This is a genomic window from Microbispora sp. CSR-4 (assembly GCF_008033685.1).
In the GTDB taxonomy this organism is placed as follows: Bacteria; Actinomycetota; Actinomycetes; order Streptosporangiales; family Streptosporangiaceae; genus Microbispora.
Genome location: NZ_VJVX01000011.1, coordinates 98,942 through 113,047, shown reverse-complemented (window position 1 = coordinate 113,047; position 14,106 = coordinate 98,942). Strand labels below are relative to the sequence as shown.

The 14,106-nt window shown below is 73.1% G+C and carries 22 protein-coding genes; 15 read left to right on the top strand and 7 right to left on the bottom strand.

All coding sequences use genetic code 11. The features are described from left to right. Positions 1-5: 5 nt before the first annotated feature. From FLV34_RS11780 to FLV34_RS11760, 5 genes are read right to left on the bottom strand one after another with little or no spacing between them, the layout of a single operon-like run. Entirely contained in the window at positions 6-614 is a 609-nt protein-coding gene (locus tag FLV34_RS11780) for a DUF6286 domain-containing protein (protein WP_142649364.1), read from the bottom strand. Between the two features lie 22 nt (positions 615-636). Further along, positions 637-951 (bottom strand): Asp23/Gls24 family envelope stress response protein, encoded by a 315-nt coding sequence (locus FLV34_RS11775; RefSeq protein ID WP_142649365.1) that lies wholly within the window; start codon positions 949-951, stop codon positions 637-639. Beyond that, complete coding sequence (locus FLV34_RS11770; RefSeq protein WP_142649366.1) at positions 948-1,133, bottom strand: hypothetical protein; 186 nt, start codon at positions 1,131-1,133, stop codon at positions 948-950. Before FLV34_RS11770 ends, FLV34_RS11775 begins: the two co-directional genes overlap by 4 nt. Before the next feature lie 2 nt (positions 1,134-1,135). Then, on the bottom strand, positions 1,136-1,579 hold the full coding sequence (locus FLV34_RS43245) for a hypothetical protein (RefSeq protein ID WP_312845760.1): 444 nt from the start codon (positions 1,577-1,579) through the stop codon (positions 1,136-1,138). Further along, complete coding sequence (locus FLV34_RS11760; RefSeq protein WP_240971709.1) at positions 1,576-1,989, bottom strand: Asp23/Gls24 family envelope stress response protein; 414 nt, start codon at positions 1,987-1,989, stop codon at positions 1,576-1,578. Before FLV34_RS11760 ends, FLV34_RS43245 begins: the two co-directional genes overlap by 4 nt. 395 nt (positions 1,990-2,384) lie before the next feature. Between FLV34_RS11760 and FLV34_RS11755 the strand changes: the two genes are divergently transcribed. The 13 genes from FLV34_RS11755 (at position 2,385) to FLV34_RS11695 (ending at position 11,914) form a co-directional block, all read left to right on the top strand. Beyond that, entirely contained in the window at positions 2,385-2,957 is a 573-nt protein-coding gene (locus tag FLV34_RS11755; RefSeq protein WP_142649368.1) for a hypothetical protein, read from the top strand. 5 nt (positions 2,958-2,962) lie between these two features. Next, the gene (locus tag FLV34_RS11750; RefSeq protein WP_147943069.1) at positions 2,963-4,426 is read left to right on the top strand and encodes an SRPBCC family protein; all 1,464 of its coding nucleotides are present in this window, start codon (positions 2,963-2,965) and stop codon (positions 4,424-4,426) included. 84 nt (positions 4,427-4,510) lie between these two features. Continuing rightward, positions 4,511-4,924 carry a gas vesicle protein GvpJ gene (gene gvpJ, locus FLV34_RS11745; protein WP_142649370.1) on the top strand — a complete coding sequence of 138 codons (414 nt, stop codon included), beginning with the start codon at positions 4,511-4,513 and terminating at the stop codon, positions 4,922-4,924. A 1-nt stretch (position 4,925) separates the two neighbouring features. Then, positions 4,926-5,717, top strand: coding sequence for a GvpL/GvpF family gas vesicle protein (locus FLV34_RS11740; protein WP_142649371.1), 792 nt, complete (start codon positions 4,926-4,928; stop codon positions 5,715-5,717). Positions 5,718-5,736: 19 nt separating this feature from the next. Further along, entirely contained in the window at positions 5,737-5,970 is a 234-nt protein-coding gene (locus tag FLV34_RS11735; RefSeq protein ID WP_142649372.1) for a gas vesicle protein GvpG, read from the top strand. 7 nt (positions 5,971-5,977) lie between these two features. Continuing rightward, positions 5,978-6,418 (top strand): gas vesicle protein GvpO, encoded by a 441-nt coding sequence (gene gvpO / locus FLV34_RS11730; protein WP_147943068.1) that lies wholly within the window; start codon positions 5,978-5,980, stop codon positions 6,416-6,418. Next, positions 6,415-6,915 (top strand): gas vesicle protein, encoded by a 501-nt coding sequence (locus FLV34_RS11725; RefSeq protein ID WP_142649374.1) that lies wholly within the window; start codon positions 6,415-6,417, stop codon positions 6,913-6,915. Before gvpO ends, FLV34_RS11725 begins: the two co-directional genes overlap by 4 nt. Beyond that, entirely contained in the window at positions 6,908-8,083 is a 1,176-nt protein-coding gene (locus FLV34_RS11720; RefSeq protein ID WP_261985743.1) for a GvpL/GvpF family gas vesicle protein, read from the top strand. The genes FLV34_RS11725 and FLV34_RS11720 overlap by 8 nt, the downstream gene beginning before the upstream one ends. After that, positions 8,080-8,400 (top strand): gas vesicle protein, encoded by a 321-nt coding sequence (locus tag FLV34_RS11715; RefSeq protein WP_142649375.1) that lies wholly within the window; start codon positions 8,080-8,082, stop codon positions 8,398-8,400. Before FLV34_RS11720 ends, FLV34_RS11715 begins: the two co-directional genes overlap by 4 nt. Continuing rightward, positions 8,387-8,911, top strand: coding sequence for a gas vesicle protein K (locus FLV34_RS42325; RefSeq protein ID WP_261985742.1), 525 nt, complete (start codon positions 8,387-8,389; stop codon positions 8,909-8,911). Before FLV34_RS11715 ends, FLV34_RS42325 begins: the two co-directional genes overlap by 14 nt. 149 nt (positions 8,912-9,060) lie before the next feature. After that, positions 9,061-9,798 carry a class I SAM-dependent methyltransferase gene (locus FLV34_RS11705; RefSeq protein WP_142649376.1) on the top strand — a complete coding sequence of 246 codons (738 nt, stop codon included), beginning with the start codon at positions 9,061-9,063 and terminating at the stop codon, positions 9,796-9,798. Continuing rightward, a complete protein-coding gene (locus FLV34_RS11700; protein WP_147943067.1) occupies positions 9,798-10,805 on the top strand; it encodes an iron-containing redox enzyme family protein in 1,008 nt (335 codons plus the stop codon). Before FLV34_RS11705 ends, FLV34_RS11700 begins: the two co-directional genes overlap by 1 nt. Then, complete coding sequence (locus tag FLV34_RS11695; protein ID WP_142649378.1) at positions 10,802-11,914, top strand: glycosyltransferase family 2 protein; 1,113 nt, start codon at positions 10,802-10,804, stop codon at positions 11,912-11,914. Before FLV34_RS11700 ends, FLV34_RS11695 begins: the two co-directional genes overlap by 4 nt. Here FLV34_RS11695 and FLV34_RS11690 read toward each other — a convergent pair. Both FLV34_RS11690 and FLV34_RS11685 read right to left on the bottom strand, forming a co-directional pair. Continuing rightward, positions 11,863-12,120: a CDGSH iron-sulfur domain-containing protein gene (locus FLV34_RS11690; protein WP_261985741.1), complete on the bottom strand. Its 258-nt coding sequence runs from the start codon at positions 12,118-12,120 to the stop codon at positions 11,863-11,865. The genes FLV34_RS11695 and FLV34_RS11690 overlap by 52 nt on opposite strands. Before the next feature lie 55 nt (positions 12,121-12,175). Beyond that, positions 12,176-12,745: a hypothetical protein gene (locus FLV34_RS11685; RefSeq protein WP_147943066.1), complete on the bottom strand. Its 570-nt coding sequence runs from the start codon at positions 12,743-12,745 to the stop codon at positions 12,176-12,178. Between the two features lie 118 nt (positions 12,746-12,863). On the opposite strand from FLV34_RS11685, the gene FLV34_RS11680 reads away from it, so the two are divergent. Both FLV34_RS11680 and FLV34_RS40370 read left to right on the top strand, forming a co-directional pair. Next, on the top strand, positions 12,864-13,211 hold the full coding sequence (locus FLV34_RS11680; RefSeq protein ID WP_147943065.1) for a hypothetical protein: 348 nt from the start codon (positions 12,864-12,866) through the stop codon (positions 13,209-13,211). Positions 13,212-13,748: 537 nt separating this feature from the next. Further along, positions 13,749-13,916 carry a hypothetical protein gene (locus tag FLV34_RS40370; protein ID WP_168066184.1) on the top strand — a complete coding sequence of 56 codons (168 nt, stop codon included), beginning with the start codon at positions 13,749-13,751 and terminating at the stop codon, positions 13,914-13,916. The last annotated feature ends 190 nt before the right edge of the window (positions 13,917-14,106 follow it).

Below are 14,106 nucleotides of genomic sequence, written 5' to 3'. Positions count from 1 at the left end.
TTCGCCTACGACGGGCCGCGGACGCGCACGTTCAGGGATATGTGATGGGCTGGGGCGAGCCGGGCGAGCTCGTCCTCGACGGCCGCGCGCACGCGCTCCGCGAGCGCCTTCGTGTCGCGCAGGTCGGTCCTGACCGACACGTCCGCGTGCCAGCCGCGCATCCTGGTGCCGGCCGCGCGCACGCCGTCCACCTTTCCGGCCCTGGCACCGAGCGCCCGCGCCAGCGCGCGGCGCGGCAGGCCGACCACCAGGTCGGGGTCTCCGGTGCGCAGCGCGATCATCCGCCCCCGGCCGGGGACCACCGCGATCAGGATCAGCACCAGGCCGATCAGGGCGAGCGCGGATGCCACCGCGAGGGTGCGGCCGTCGTTCCAGGCCGTCGTGCTCGCCCAGCGGGCCCACTGTTCGTACGGCACGAGCCTGACGGGCCGCCCCAGCAGCGCGGAGACCACATGGACTGTGGTGAGACCCCCGATCGCCAGCAGCGCCAGCGCGGCGACCGCGGCAGGCAGCCCGCGACTGGGCCGGAAGGCCCCGCCGGCTCCCCCGGCCCCGAACCCCCGCATCGGGACGAAGCGCGGCACCTTCTCAGGCGCCTGTCGGCCTTCGGTCATCGCCATCCTCCCGCTCGGCCCTTCACGCGAGCCTGTGTCCCCGCCTCTGCTCGGGCACGAGCTCCACGACCTCGATGTCCACGTTCTCCACGGCGACGCCGGTCAGCTCGCGCAGCCGCCGCCGTACGTGCTCGCGGATCTTCGCGGCCAGCCGCGGCACCGGCGCCGGATATCGCAGGGCCAGGTCGCAGTGCACCGCCGCGACCGCCCCGCACACCGACGCCGTCACGTGGGGCGGGCCGGCGACGTGCTCGTCCTCGCTCGCCAGTTTCTCGGCGATCCGCGTGAAGGCACGGTCGGAGATCGTCGTCGTCCCGTGCTCCGTGGGCACGCTCATTGCCGTCTCGGGTGCATCTGCGGCAGGTGTACGCCGCCTTCGAGCACCAGGCCGACGACGAACCCGACGACGCCGAGGACCAGCACGATGATGAACGCGGCGAGGCCGCCGAAGGCCCCGACCACCCCGAGCACCGTGCCGAACAGCAGCCCCACGAGGCCCCAGACCGGATAGCCTTGCATGATCATCCCTTCTTTCCGCCGTCGTCTGTGACCACGTCGGCGATCGTCACGTCCACCCTCCGGCCGCCCGCCAGGTCGCCGATGGCGTCACGCACCAGGTCGGCGACCTCCGGCAGCGGCCTGCCGTACCGGGCGACGATGTCGACCTCGATCGCGTCGTCGCGTACGGCGACGCCCGGGACGAGACCTCCCGGCAGGTACGTCGCGACCACGCCGAACGGCCCCCGGGACAGGCCGGCCACGTCGGGACACGACAGCACGCGGTCCGCGATCCGGCGCGCTGAGACCTCTCGTTCCGGGGCCTCTCGTTCCGGGGCCGGGCGTTCCGGCGTTTCCGCTCCTGCGTCCCGCTGCCGGGGCGGGCCCTGCGGAGCGCCGGGCCCGGCCCGCTCGGGCGTCGTGACCCGCCCGGGCTCCGCTCCCGCGTTCTCCGGCACGGCGTTCATTGGACCCGTGGCTCCCCGTCGCCGGGCGTCTGCGGCTCCTGCTGCCGCGGCAGGTGGACGTCGTCGACCGCGATGTTGACCTCGGTGACCTCCAGCCCGCACATGCGTTCCACGGCGCGGATCACGTGGCTCCGCACCGCCTGTGCGAGGTCGGGGATCGCGACGCCGTACTCGACGATGAGGTGGATGTCCACGGCGGCCTGCCGCTCGCCGACCTCCACCGACATTCCTCGGGTGACACCATCCTCGCCGCCGAGCGCGCCCCTGATCGCGCCGAACGCGCGGGCCGTGCCGGTGCCGAAGTCGTGGACGCCGTCGATCTCACGGGCCGCGAGGCCGGCGATCTTGGCGACCACCTCGTCGGAGATCGTGGTGCGGCCCCGCTCCGTCACCAGACTGGAGCCGCCCATGGTCCCGAGGGACCGCCCGGGTGCCGGCTCGACGGTCGCGGTCGACGTTCTGGTCTCGGTCATGTGACTCACCCGCTTCACGCGCGCAGTAGATACCGCTTACCGCCGATACACGCCCGTAATACCCGGTTTGCGCACAGTAATCGTCCGAGGTGGGGCGAGTTTGGGTCACCGGAATCCCTCTAACACACCAAGACCGGCGAATCCGGCGACGACCGTAACGGACAGCACTAAGCCAGAGATCAAGTCCGCCGAAAACTGCCCGGTATGTACCGGATCGAGTTTTTGTGTGCCTGTCTAGGGCATTCATACCGTTCAGTCGGATCGCAGCGCCGTACGGCGTGACGGGCGGACGGCCGGAACGGCGCATCGGGCGGCCAGTAGGAGGCGCGATCATGAAAGACGGACTGAAGGTGGCCCTGGCTGTGATCGCGGGCTACTACCTCGGCCGGCACCACAAGCTGCGCCTGGCGATGGTGCTCGCGCTGGCCATCCTCGCCGCCCGTCTCAAGGGAGAGGGGGCCGCGGGAGCCCTCCTCGAACAGGTCCCCAAGATCCTCGGCGGCGCCGCCCCCGACCTCGGCAAGATCACCGAGCGCGTACGCGGCGACCTGCTGGACATCGGCAAGGCGGCGGCCATGCGCGCCACCAGCCGCCAGATCGACAACCTGAGCGACAGGCTGCACGAACGCGCCGAGGCCCTCCGGCAGCCCAAGGGCCGGGGCCGGGCCGCGGTGCTGGAGGAAGAGGAAGAAGAAGAGGAGAGGGAGCGTCCGGAGGAGGCCCGCCGCCGGGCGCCCCGCCGCCGCCCGCCCCAGCGCAAGCCCGAGCCCGAGCCCGAAGAGGCCTATGAGGAGGAAGAGGAGTACGACGAGGAGCCGTACGAGGAGGAGGCAGCGGAGCCCGAACCCGAGGAGCGGCGCCGGCCCCGGGTCCGTCCCACCCGTCCCGTGGTGCGGAGGAGGTGAGACCGATGGCCGGACAGACCCGAGAACGCAGCCAGACGCAACGATCGCGAGCCCCACATGCGCCGGACACGGGAGCGCTGCCCACGCAACGGCTCGGCGAGGAGTTCCAGAACCTCGCCACCGCAGTGGCCGAGCGCGCGTTGTCGCGGGTCGCCGAGAAGATCGATGGTCTGGCCGGCCGTCTCACCGACTATGTGGAGCACGGCGGCTCCGGGCTGTTCAGCGCGCTCACCGGCAAGGAGAGCGGCGGGCGGCAGGCGCTCGGCGGGCTGCTCGGCGGCCTCACCCACGGACAGGGCGCCCGGGGCCTGCTCAAAACGGCGGCCGACCGGCTCGGCGCGACGGGCGGAGGCGGCCTGTTCGGCACCGTCGCCAGCGCTCTCACCGAAGACGGCGGAGGCGGCCACCCCGTGCGCGCGGCCCTCATGGCGTACGGCAAGGAGAAGATCAAGGGGCTGTTCGGCGGGGGCGGCGGAGGCAAGGGCCGCAAGGGCAAGAAGCTCAAGGTCACCAACATCGTCGAGGCGCTCGACATCGGCGCGCCGCTCCGCCTGGTCTACAACCAGTGGACGCAGTTCGAGGAGTTCCCGAGCTTCATGAAGAAGGTCGAGACCGTCGAGCAGAAGTCCGAGGAGAAGCTCGGGTGGAAGGCGCAGGTCTTCTGGTCCCACCGCACGTGGGAGTCGACCATCGTCGAGCAGGTCCCCGACAGCAGGATCATCTGGCGGTCGCAGGGCCCGAAGGGCTTCCCGGACGGCTCGGTGACCTTCCACGAGATCGCTCCCGAGCTGACCCGGGTGCTGCTCGTCATCGAATATCACCCGCAGGGTTTCTTCGAGCACGTGGGCAACCTGTGGCGGGCCCAGGGCCGCCGCGTCCGGCTCGAGTTCAAGCACTTCAGACGGCACGTCATGACCAACGCCCTGCTGCGTCCCGACGAGATCGAGGGCTGGCGGGGCGAGATCCGCGACAGTCAGGTCGTCAAGGACCACGAGACGGCGCTGCGCGAGGAGCGCGAACGCGAGGAAGGCCGGGAAGGCGAGGAAGGCCGGGAAGGCGAGGAAGGCCGGGAAGGCGAGGAGCCCGAGGCCGAGCAGCCCGAGGAAGCCGGGGAAGGCGAGGAGGCCGGGGAGGCCGAAGAGTTCGAAGAGGAGCCGTACGAGGAGGAGGAAGAGGAAGAGGAGGAGCCGGAGCGGGCGCGCAGGCCGGCGTACGCGGGCGCCCGGGCGGGCGGACGCGAAGGACCCACCCGTGGGCCCGCGGACGGGCCCGAGGAGCCCGGCGCGAGGCCATCGGCCAGGCGGCGCGGGCCGGAGGCCGAGCGAGGTGCCGCCGAACGGCCCCCGAGGCGCGAGCAGGCCCGCGGGGGCGAGCAGGCCCGCGCGGACGAGCCCGAAGAGACGGGCGAGGCCGAGGAGCAGCCGGCGCGCCGCCGTCCCCTGATCCGGCGCCGCCGTTCCCCGGAATAGGAGGCGACCACGCCTGACGGCCGCTCGTACGCCGGGCGGAGCGAGTGATCGGAAACACGACAGAGAACCGAGGAGGGGAAGCGCATGACGGTAGCCGTTCCACCGGCTGGTGGCGGCGGATTGCCGGGCCGATCATCGGGATCGGGCCTGGCGGACGTCATCGACACGATCCTGGACAAGGGCCTCGTGATCGACGCCTACGTGCGGGTCTCACTGGTCGGCATCGAGATCCTGACCATCGACGTACGCGTCGTCGTCGCGAGCGTCGACACCTATCTCCGCTTCGCCGAGGCGGTGAACCGCCTCGACCTGGCGTCCCAGAAGCAAGGGCTGCCCGACCTCCTGTCGAGCGCGCCGCAGAGCGTCGCCCGCGGCAAGACCAAGGGCATGGTCCAGGGCGTGCTGGAGGCGGCCGGAGAGAAGCTGCAGGACATGAGGGAGAGCTACGTGGACGAACCCGCGCCGCGTGCCCGCCGGCGCCGACGGGAGGAGGACTGAGATGACGGGCTCCACCAGGCAGTCCGGGGCGGGCGACCAGGCCGAGGCTCCCCCGCGCAACACCGCGTGCTACGTCTACGGCATCCTCCCCGAGGACGTCGAGATCAGCGAGGACGCCGTCGGGGTGGGTGATCCTCCCCGCCCGGTCACGATCGTCAGGCATGGTGAGATCGCCGCTCTGGTCAGCGACGTCGATGTGGACCGTCCCCTCGGCCGCGCCCAGGACCTGGTGGCCCACGAGCAGCTGCTCGACGAGGCCGCGGCGGAGGTCCCCGTGCTCCCCCTGCGGTTCGGCGCCGTGATGACCACGCCGGAAGCGGTCGTGGAGGAGCTGCTGGCCCCACATCACGACTCGTTCGCGGCCGCCCTGAAGCAGATCGAGGGCCGGGCCCAGTTCGTCCTCAAGGCGAGGTACGCCGAGCAGCCGGTGCTGGTCGAGGTGCTGACGGAGAACGCCGAGGCCAGGCAGCTACGCGAACGGATCAGGCAGTTGCCCGAAGAGGTGACGCGCAACGAACGGATCCGGCTCGGCGAGCTGATCACCCAGCTCATCGCCGCGAAGCGCGAGGCCGACACCCAGGCGGTCGTCGACCGCTTCGAGCCCTTCACCGCAGGCGCGGTGGTCCGCGACCCCAGCCACGAACGGGACGCCGCGCACGTCGCGTTCCTCGTGGAGAACGACCGCCAGGCCGACTTCGAACGCGTCGTCGGAGAGCTGCGCTCCGAGTGGGGCGACCGGGTCGAGGTCCGGGTGCTCGGGCCGATGGCGCCGTACGACTTCGTCACCACCTGACTCACGAGAGGAGGCCGCCGTGGGACTGATCGGTTTGCTGTTCACCTGGCCGCTCGCCCCGGTCCACGGCGTCATCAAGCTGGGCGAGCTGATCCAGCAGCAGGTCGAGCACGAGCTGCGGGATCCGGCCGCGGTCCGGCGGCGGCTGGAGGCCATCGAGGAGGCCAGACGCTCGGGTCAGATCTCCGAAGAGGAGGAGGCCCAGGCCGTGGAGGAGATCCTCAAGCTCATGAGCGGCCCGCCAAGGAGGTGACCGCCTGATGCCTCCCCGGCGAAGAGCCCGTTATGACGAGGATCCCGCCTCCTTTCGGCGGCGGGCCTCGTCCGGCGTGCCCGTCGAGGAGGACGGGCCGTACGACGAGGTCGAGGACGACAACGAGGACGAGTTCGATGACAGGGACGATGACAGGGACGAGCCGCGCCGGCGCCGGGCCACGCTGAACGCGGTGTCCGCCGGACGGCTCGGCCAGCGCTACATCGCGGATCTGACGTCCAAGGAGACCGAGGGGGTCACGTCGGTCGAACCCGTCGAGGACGGCTGGCTGGTGGACGTCGAGGTCGTCGAAGACCGCAGGATCCCGTCGACCGGCGACATGCTGTCGCTCTACGAGTGCCGGCTGGACGACGAGGGCGACCTGATGTCCTACCGGCGCACCCGGACCTATCGGCGCGGCACGGGCGCCTGTGGGGGTGGGCCATGACCGATCCCCGCTCGCGTCCCGTCCTGCGCGAGTCGTCGTACGGGCCGCCGCCCGTCATGGGGCGGGAGTCGACCAACCTCGGCGACATCCTGGAACGCGTGCTCGACCGCGGCATCGTGATCGCCGGCGACATCAAGGTGAACCTGCTGGAGATCGAGCTGCTGACCATCAAGCTGCGGCTCGTCATCGCCTCGGTCGACACCGCGCGGGAGATCGGCATCGACTGGTGGGAGCGCGACCCGTGGCTCAGCGGCAGGGACCAGGAGCTGGTCGATGAGAACCGCCGGCTGCGCGAGCGCCTGAGCGCGGTCGAGGAGCGCCTGCTCGCCTGGGAGGAGCGTACGGAACTCGAACCGGGCGAGCCCGCGCAGGAGCGAACGGGAGATCGCACTGCTGAGCGGCGGGGCGACCGCCGGCCCGAAGCGCGCGAGCGCCAGGCCGAGGCCCGCGACCGGCGGTTCGGCCGCCCCCGCGGAACGGAGCCCGGCGATGCGTGACGACCACCCCGCCACGAGCGAGCACGCCCCTCCCGGCGGGCCCGGGCAGGGGGTCTACCTGTACGCGGTGACGCTCGCCGGGAAGCCCGGGGAGATCGGGACGCCCGGGGACAGCGGGATGCCCTCGCACAGCGCGGAGAACGGCGGGCGCGCGGAAAACGGGATGCACACCGAAAGCGCGGAGCGCGCAGAGGGCGTGGACAGGGCGGGCGGCGCGGCGCACGCGGGCAGCGCGGGCGGTGGGGAGAGCGCAGAGCGCGCGGACAGCGCGGAGCGCGCGGACAGCGCGGAGCGCGCGGACAGCGCGGAGCGCGCGGACAGCGCAGAGCGCGCGGACAGCGCGGAGCGCGCGGACAGCGCGGCGCACACGGGCGGCGCGGGCGGTGAGGCGCACGCGGAAAGCCGCGAGCGCCCGGCCGGCCTGCGCGGGGTCATGGGGGGCGTGGTGCGGCCCGTGCCTCGCGGCGGGCTCGTGGCCCACGTCAGCGATGTGCCTCTCGACCGGTTCGGCGAGGAACCGCTGCGCCGCTCGCTGGAGGACCTCGACTGGGTGGAGGGAGTCGCCCGGGCCCACCACCGGGTCGTCGAGGCCCTGGCTGCGGCCGGGCCGACCGCCCCGGTGCGCCTCGTGACCGTCTACACCGGCGAAGATCAGGTCCGCGACCTTCTCGACCTGCGGCACGACGACTTCATGGAGATCCTGTCGCATGTCGCGGGACGGCGGGAGTGGGGCGTCAAGGCCTACCTGCGCCGGGACGCGCCGCCCCCTTCCCCGGTGCCCCGTTCCCCGGCGCCCGCGACCGCCGCCGCGCCCGGTGGCGACAGCCCCGGCATGGCCTACCTGCGCCGGAAGAAGGAGAGCCTGCGCGGCAGGGAGGACCTGTGGCGCGCGGCGGCCGAGCGAGCCGAGCTCCTGCACGCCGAGCTGGGACGGATCGCCGTGGCGAGCCGCCGCCACCGCCCGCAGGACCCCCAGTTGTCCGGGCGGAGCGAGTCGATGGTGCTCAACGGCGCCTACCTGGTGGATCCGGCCCGCGAGGAGGAGTTCGCCGCGGTGCTCGACAGCTATCGCGACCGGTTCCTCGATATCGAGCTGACCGGCCCGTGGGCGCCCTATTCCTTCACCTCGATCGACCTCGGGGCCGGCCGGGCCGGAGGCGTGCGATGACGCCCGAAGGGACCCCGTCGTACCTGCCGGAACGGTCGCGGGGCACCGCCCTCGCGGCCGAGGGCCGCCTGCCGCCCGAGCGCGTGGCGCTGGTCGATCTGCTCGACCGGCTGCTCGCCGGCGGCGTGGTGATCGCCGGCGACATCGTGCTGTCGATCGCCGACATCGACCTCGTCCGCATCTCCCTGCGGGCGTTGCTCGGCTCCGTACGCGGCAGCGAGCCGTTCGACCCGCTCGGTGAGCCGTACGGCGCGAGGGGCGGGCGGGCGACGGGCGATCGCGGCGGCAGAGAGGTGAGTGAGGATGACCGGTGGTGAGGCCAGGGGCTCCCCGTGGAACACGGCGGCGGGGCCGTGGCGGCTGGGCGTCGAGACCGAGACCAATACCGGCGGTGCGGACCAGTGGGAACCGGATCAGTGGGAGCCGGCCCGGTGGGAGCGGGATCAGCCTGAGCCCGACAAGTCCGAGCCCGACAAGTCCGAGCCCGACAAGCCGGATCAACGGGAACCGGGCCACTGGGAGCGGGGCGCGGAGCCTGGGCGGGGCGGCCCGTGGCGGCTGAACACCGACCCGGACGCGGTGCGGCGCGACCTGAGCCGTCTCGTGCTCACGCTGGTCGAGCTCGTACGCCAGCTCGTGGAGCGGCAGGCCATCCGGCGGATGGACCAGGGTGACCTGTCCGACGAGCAGGTCGAGACGCTCGGCCTGACGCTCATGCGCCTGGAGGAGGCCATGAACGAGCTGTGCGAGCGGTTCGACATCTCGCCGTCCGACCTCAACCTCGACCTGGGCCCCCTCGGCACGCTGCTACCCACCGACTCGCCGTGAACCCGGGTGTGTACGACCAGGTGACGGGGGTAGTCGGAGCAGACCGGCCGGGGGGAGATGTCATGGCCGCCCGCGACTGGGGGGCGTGACAAACCGGTCGCAGACCCCGCGGTACCGGGGCATTCGGTACTGGGGCATTGGGGGAACGTATGGGGGGATTCGACGCGTCCGCGTACGGGCGGGCGATCGCCGACGTCTACGACGAGATGGTGGAGCACCTGCCCACCGGTCCGGCGGTCGAGCGCGTCGTCCGGCTGGCCGAGGGAGGGCCCGTCCTGGAGTTCGGGATCGGCACCGGCAGGCTGGCGCTTCCCCTCGCCGCCCGCGGCCTGGCCGTGTCGGGCATCGACGCGTCGCCCGACATGGTGGCGGTCCTCCGCGGCAAGCCCGGCGGCGACCGCATCCCTGTGACCATCGGCGACTTCTCGGAGGTGCGGGCCGAGGGGCGGTTCGCGCTCGTGCTGCTGGCCTTCAACACCGTCTTCGCGCTGCCCTCCCAGGACGCCCAGGTGCGGTGCTTCCACAACGCGGCGGCCCATCTGCGGCCCGGCGGGCGCTTCGTGATCGAGGCGTGGGTGCCGGACCCCACGGCCTTCCATGACCGGACGTCGCTGCGGCTGCTGTCACTCAGCGATGACGAGGTCGTCGTGGAGGCCGCCCGGCTGAGCCCGGCCGAGCAGTTCATGCACACCACGAGACTGCGGATGACCCCGGACGGCCTGCGGTTGCTGCCGGCCAACCACCGCTATGCCTGGCCGTGCGAGCTGGACCTCATGGCCCGGCTCGCCGGGATGCGGCGGGAGCACCGCTGGGCCGACTGGTCCGGCGCTCCGTTCACCGACGACAGCCGTGCCCACGTGTCCGTCTACCGTCTACTGGAGAGCTGATGCAGTTACCCGTGCCCAGAGGGCCGCTCACCGACCGGCTCTTCGCGGAGCTGGCCCGCCCGCCACACGTCTTCCGAACGCCGCCCACCGGCCCGTACGACGACCGGTGCTTCGGCGAGGAGGACGCCCATCTCGCGCTGTTCGTCTGTTACGAGCTGCACTACCAGGGCTTCGACGGCGTGGACGACCGCTGGGAGTGGAACCCGTCGGTGCTCGCCCTGCGGGAGCGCCTGGAGGCATGGTTCGAGGGGTGGCTGGCCCGGCGCGTGCCCCGCCCGCCCGCTCCGCCGCCCCGGCAGGTGCCCCGAGCACTGGCCGCGCTGGTGGCGGCCGACAACGGCCCGTCCCTGTCGGCGTACCTGCGCACGAGAGGCGACACCGCGCAGTTCCGCGAGTTCGTGGTCCACCGGTCGATCTACCAGCTCAAGGAGGCCGATCCCCACACGTGGGGCATTCCGCGCCTGCTCGGACGGCCGAAGGCCGCGCTGGTGGAGATCCAGTCCGACGAGTACGGCGGGGGCAGGCCGGAGCGCATGCACGCCGAGCTGTTCCGCGCGACCATGCGCGGGCTGGGCCTCGACGACTCCTATGGCGCCTATCTGGACCACGTCCCCGGGGTGACGCTCGCGATCAGCAACGTCATGTCGCTGTTCGGGCTGCACCGCCACTCTCGGGGCGCGCTCCTCGGGCATCTCGCGGCGTTCGAGATGACCTCGTCGCTTCCCAACCGCCGCTACAGCCAGGGCCTGCGGCGGCTGGGCGGCGACGCCGGCGCGCGCCGCTACTACGACGAGCACGTGCAGGCCGACGCCGTACACGAGCAGATCGCCGCGCACGACCTGTGCGGCGCGTTCGCGGCGGAACACCCCGGCCTGACCGGCGACATCATGTACGGCGCCGCCTGCGCGCTGGCTCTCGACCGGCTCTTCGCGGAGCACCTGCTGGACCGCTGGCACGAGGGACGCACCTCCCTGCGGGAGGCGGACGCCGAGGCGGCGGTGCGATGACCACGCCCGGCCGCCGCCCCCGTCGACCAGGCCGCGCCGAGATCGACTACGTGCTGCCGCTGCGCTGGCAGGACGACGCCGGGCTGGCGGAGCTGACCGGTTACCTGCGTTTCCTGTCCAGATATGCCCGGATCGTAGTGATCGACGGTTCACCGTCGCCGCTGTTCGAACGGCACGCGCACCTGTGGCGCGGCATCGCCGAGCATGTGCGGCCCGACGATGACCTGACGATCGCGAACGGCAAGGTCGCGGGCGTCCTCACCGGCATGCGCCGCGCCCGCGCCGAGCACGTCGTCATCGCCGACGACGACGTGCGCTACGACGTGGACGCGCTCGCCCGGGTGGACGCCCTGCTCGACGACGCCGACCTCGTCCGTCCGCAGAACCATTTCCACCCGCTCCCCTGGCACGCCCGCTGGGACACCGCCCGCACCCTGCTCAACCGCGCCCTCGGGGCGGACTATCCGGGCACCTTCGGCGTACGCCGTTCGACGTTCGAGAAGATGGGCGGCTACGACGGCGACGTGCTGTTCGAGAACCTGGAGCTCATCCGTACGGTCCGGGCCCACGGCGGCCGGGAGGCCCGGCCGCTCGACCTCTACGTGCGGCGCCTGCCGCCCGACGCCCGCAGGTTCTGGTCACAGCGGATCCGGCAGGCGTACGACGACCTGGCGCAGCCCGCGCGGATGGCGGTCTTCCTCGCCGTCCTCCCCTGCCTGGGCGCGGCTCTGTGGCGGTGTCGGATGGTGCCGGTCGCGACGGGAACGGTAGCGGCGGGAACGGTAGCGGCGGCCGGCCTGGCGGAGATCGGACGCCGCCGCGCCGGAGGCCGCCGGGTCTTCCCCGCCACGGTGAGCCTGTTCGCGCCGGTCTGGGTGCTCGAACGCGCCGTCTGCAGCTGGGCGGCCCTCGCCGCGAGGTTCGCGCTCGGTGGCGTGCCATACGCGGGGCGGCGGCTGCGGGTCGCCGCGCACTCGACGCGCCGGCTCCGCCGCCGGGCGCTCCAGGAGCCCGCGCCATCCGGATGGGGTCTTGCCGGCCGGCGGCCGGTGCGTCGTCAGGCGGGCGGGTCGGGCTCGCTCGTCGCGCGGAACCCGGCCGCCTTGTGAGAGCCGTCGCAGAACGGCTTGGTCGCGGACCGGCCGCAGCGGCACAGCGCCACCATGGCCCTGCCCGGATCGATACGCCGTCCGTCCTGTGTCATCAACGTGAACGGCCCGCGCACCAGCAGCGGGCCGTCCTCGCACGGTGTCACCGTAACCGCCGTCACCGGGACCGCCATCACCGTGTCCGGGTCCTCCGCCATGTGCTCCATGCGGAGCAACCTGCCCGGAACGGTGACGGCATAACACCTGGTCAGCGGCGCATGGTCAGTCCCATCTCGCGCAGTGGGCGGAGGGGCTGAAGGCCCAGCATCCGGCCCGGCCCACGTCCGTTCCGTCCGCCGCGAGCGCGAACCCGGCGTACGGCACGCCGAACGCGCTTGGGACGCCCGACGGGCTGGGCCCGCCCGGCTTCACGCTCGGCGGGGCGAAGGCCCATCGCGGCGTCGCCGTGCCGCTCGCCTGCCCGCCACCCGAGAGCGGCGCGGAGTGGCCGGACGTACGGCTCCGCCAGGGCGCCAGGCTCCAGCAGCCGGCCGTGCCGTCGTCCCCGCACCGCTCGTGCGTATGGGCGACCAGCGGCGGCAGCGGCAGATATCCCGGGATCGCGATCGGTGCGGTCGGCGGCTGTCCACCGGCTGGGGGCACCACCGACGACCGGCCGGTGAGCGGCGCGGGGATCTCCCACACCGGGCTGCCCGGCGACGTCGGCACGGCCGTGGGAGCGGACGTGGGCGTCACGGCCGGAAGGGCCGCCCCCGTCGGCGTCGCCGCACCGCCCGCCTGTGGGACGGCGGGTGGCGAGGCGGCGGGAAGCCCGGTAGAGGTGACGGTCACGCTCGGCCTGGGTGCCGGGGGCTGCTGGGTCGGAGGTTGCTGGGTCGGGGGCTGCTGGGTCGGCTTGGCCGTCGATGTGCCGCCCGGTGCCTGCGTGTCCGTGGGTTTTGGACTGGATGTGGCGTTGCCCGTCGGCTTCTCGGACGGTTTGCTGGTCGGTTCGTTCGTGGGCGTGCTCGTGGGCTTCGCAGTCGGTTCGCCTGTGGGCGAGGCGCTCGGTTGCGTGCCCGGTTGCGTGCTCGCCGTCGTGCCCGGGTTGGGCGAGACGCTCACCTGGACGGGCGCCTGCGGGCTGGCCTGCGGCGTCGCGGGCGGGGTCGTAGGCGGGGTCGTGGGCGGGGCCGCGGGCGGGGTCGTGGGCGGGGTCGTGGGCGCGGCGTGCTCGTCGCCCGCCTTGGGCGCGTTCGCACCGCTCGCGGCGGGTGCGGGCGTGGCAGGTGCGGGCGTGGCGGGACCGGCGCCCTGAGCCGCGGCACCCTGCCCCGCAGCACCCTGCGCACCCGCGCTCTTCGCCGCAGCACCCTGCCCCACAGCACCCGGCCCCACAGCACCCTGCCCCACAGCACCCTGCCCCGCGGCACCCTGCGCCGCCGACGCGGTGGGGCCGCCGCTCGCGGTCGGTGCAGGCGCTCCCTGGCCGTTCTGGCCCGGCTGGCCCGGCTGGCCCGTCTGTCCGGGCTGTCCGGGCTGTCCCGGAGCCGCGGTGGCACCGCCACTCGCCGTCGGAGCCGCGCCACCCGGCCTGTACGGCGACGGAGTGGCCGGAGGCCGCGGGGCGGAGTTCCCGGCGTGGCTGCCACCGATGTTCCGTGAGGTGCCGGAAGGACGGTCGGTGCCGGCCTGCCGTGAGGTCCCGGAAGGCCAGTCGGTGCTGGTCCGGCCGGAGCCCTGCCGGTTGTCGGCACGGGTGTCGCGAGCCGTACGGTCACCGGAGGCACGGCTCGGGACTCGGCGGTCCTGATCACGCGATTGGTGGGCCGTCCGGTCGCGGGTGGAGGTGCCGGTGGGCTCGTCGCCGGTGCGGCGCGGCGCGATCGTGGTGCTGTCGGGTGCGTTCGCGGTGTGGCCGGGTGCCTTCGCGGTGGTCCGGGCGGAGTCGTCGCGGGCAGAGCCGGACGCATCACTCGAACGGCCGGACGAACCACCCGGAGCGCGGGACGAACCACCCTGACCGCTGAACGAATCACGCGCGCCGGACGAGTCCTGCTCCGCGCCCGGCACGTCATCGGAACCGCCCGAGGAGCGGCGGGAGGCGTCGGAGAAGCCGCGGGCCGCATCGGACGAGTCGCCGGACGTGCCTGCGGAGGAACCGGGGCCGGCCCTGACCTCCGTACGTGTGCCGGACGAGGCGTCGTCCGAGG

Bases quoted from the DNA above. Each gene is read 5' to 3' on its own strand.
- FLV34_RS43245 (WP_312845760.1), bottom strand. From the start codon at position 1,579: ATGAACGCCGTGCCGGAGAACGCGGGAGCGGAGCCCGGGCGGGTCACG.
- FLV34_RS11750 (WP_147943069.1), top strand. From the start codon at position 2,963: ATGGCCGGACAGACCCGAGAACGCAGCCAGACGCAACGATCGCGAGCC.
- FLV34_RS11775 (WP_142649365.1), bottom strand. From the start codon at position 951: ATGAGCGTGCCCACGGAGCACGGGACGACGACGATCTCCGACCGTGCC.
- FLV34_RS11720 (WP_261985743.1), top strand. From the start codon at position 6,908: ATGCGTGACGACCACCCCGCCACGAGCGAGCACGCCCCTCCCGGCGGG.
- FLV34_RS11770 (WP_142649366.1), bottom strand. From the start codon at position 1,133: ATGCAAGGCTATCCGGTCTGGGGCCTCGTGGGGCTGCTGTTCGGCACG.
- gvpJ (WP_142649370.1), top strand. From the start codon at position 4,511: ATGACGGTAGCCGTTCCACCGGCTGGTGGCGGCGGATTGCCGGGCCGA.
- FLV34_RS11705 (WP_142649376.1), top strand. From the start codon at position 9,061: ATGGGGGGATTCGACGCGTCCGCGTACGGGCGGGCGATCGCCGACGTC.
- FLV34_RS11740 (WP_142649371.1), top strand. From the start codon at position 4,926: ATGACGGGCTCCACCAGGCAGTCCGGGGCGGGCGACCAGGCCGAGGCT.
- FLV34_RS11725 (WP_142649374.1), top strand. From the start codon at position 6,415: ATGACCGATCCCCGCTCGCGTCCCGTCCTGCGCGAGTCGTCGTACGGG.
- FLV34_RS11695 (WP_142649378.1), top strand. From the start codon at position 10,802: ATGACCACGCCCGGCCGCCGCCCCCGTCGACCAGGCCGCGCCGAGATC.
- FLV34_RS11760 (WP_240971709.1), bottom strand. From the start codon at position 1,989: ATGGGCGGCTCCAGTCTGGTGACGGAGCGGGGCCGCACCACGATCTCC.
- FLV34_RS11755 (WP_142649368.1), top strand. From the start codon at position 2,385: ATGAAAGACGGACTGAAGGTGGCCCTGGCTGTGATCGCGGGCTACTAC.
- gvpO (WP_147943068.1), top strand. From the start codon at position 5,978: ATGCCTCCCCGGCGAAGAGCCCGTTATGACGAGGATCCCGCCTCCTTT.
- FLV34_RS11715 (WP_142649375.1), top strand. From the start codon at position 8,080: ATGACGCCCGAAGGGACCCCGTCGTACCTGCCGGAACGGTCGCGGGGC.
- FLV34_RS11700 (WP_147943067.1), top strand. From the start codon at position 9,798: ATGCAGTTACCCGTGCCCAGAGGGCCGCTCACCGACCGGCTCTTCGCG.
- FLV34_RS42325 (WP_261985742.1), top strand. From the start codon at position 8,387: ATGACCGGTGGTGAGGCCAGGGGCTCCCCGTGGAACACGGCGGCGGGG.
- FLV34_RS11780 (WP_142649364.1), bottom strand. From the start codon at position 614: ATGACCGAAGGCCGACAGGCGCCTGAGAAGGTGCCGCGCTTCGTCCCG.
- FLV34_RS11690 (WP_261985741.1), bottom strand. From the start codon at position 12,120: ATGGAGCACATGGCGGAGGACCCGGACACGGTGATGGCGGTCCCGGTG.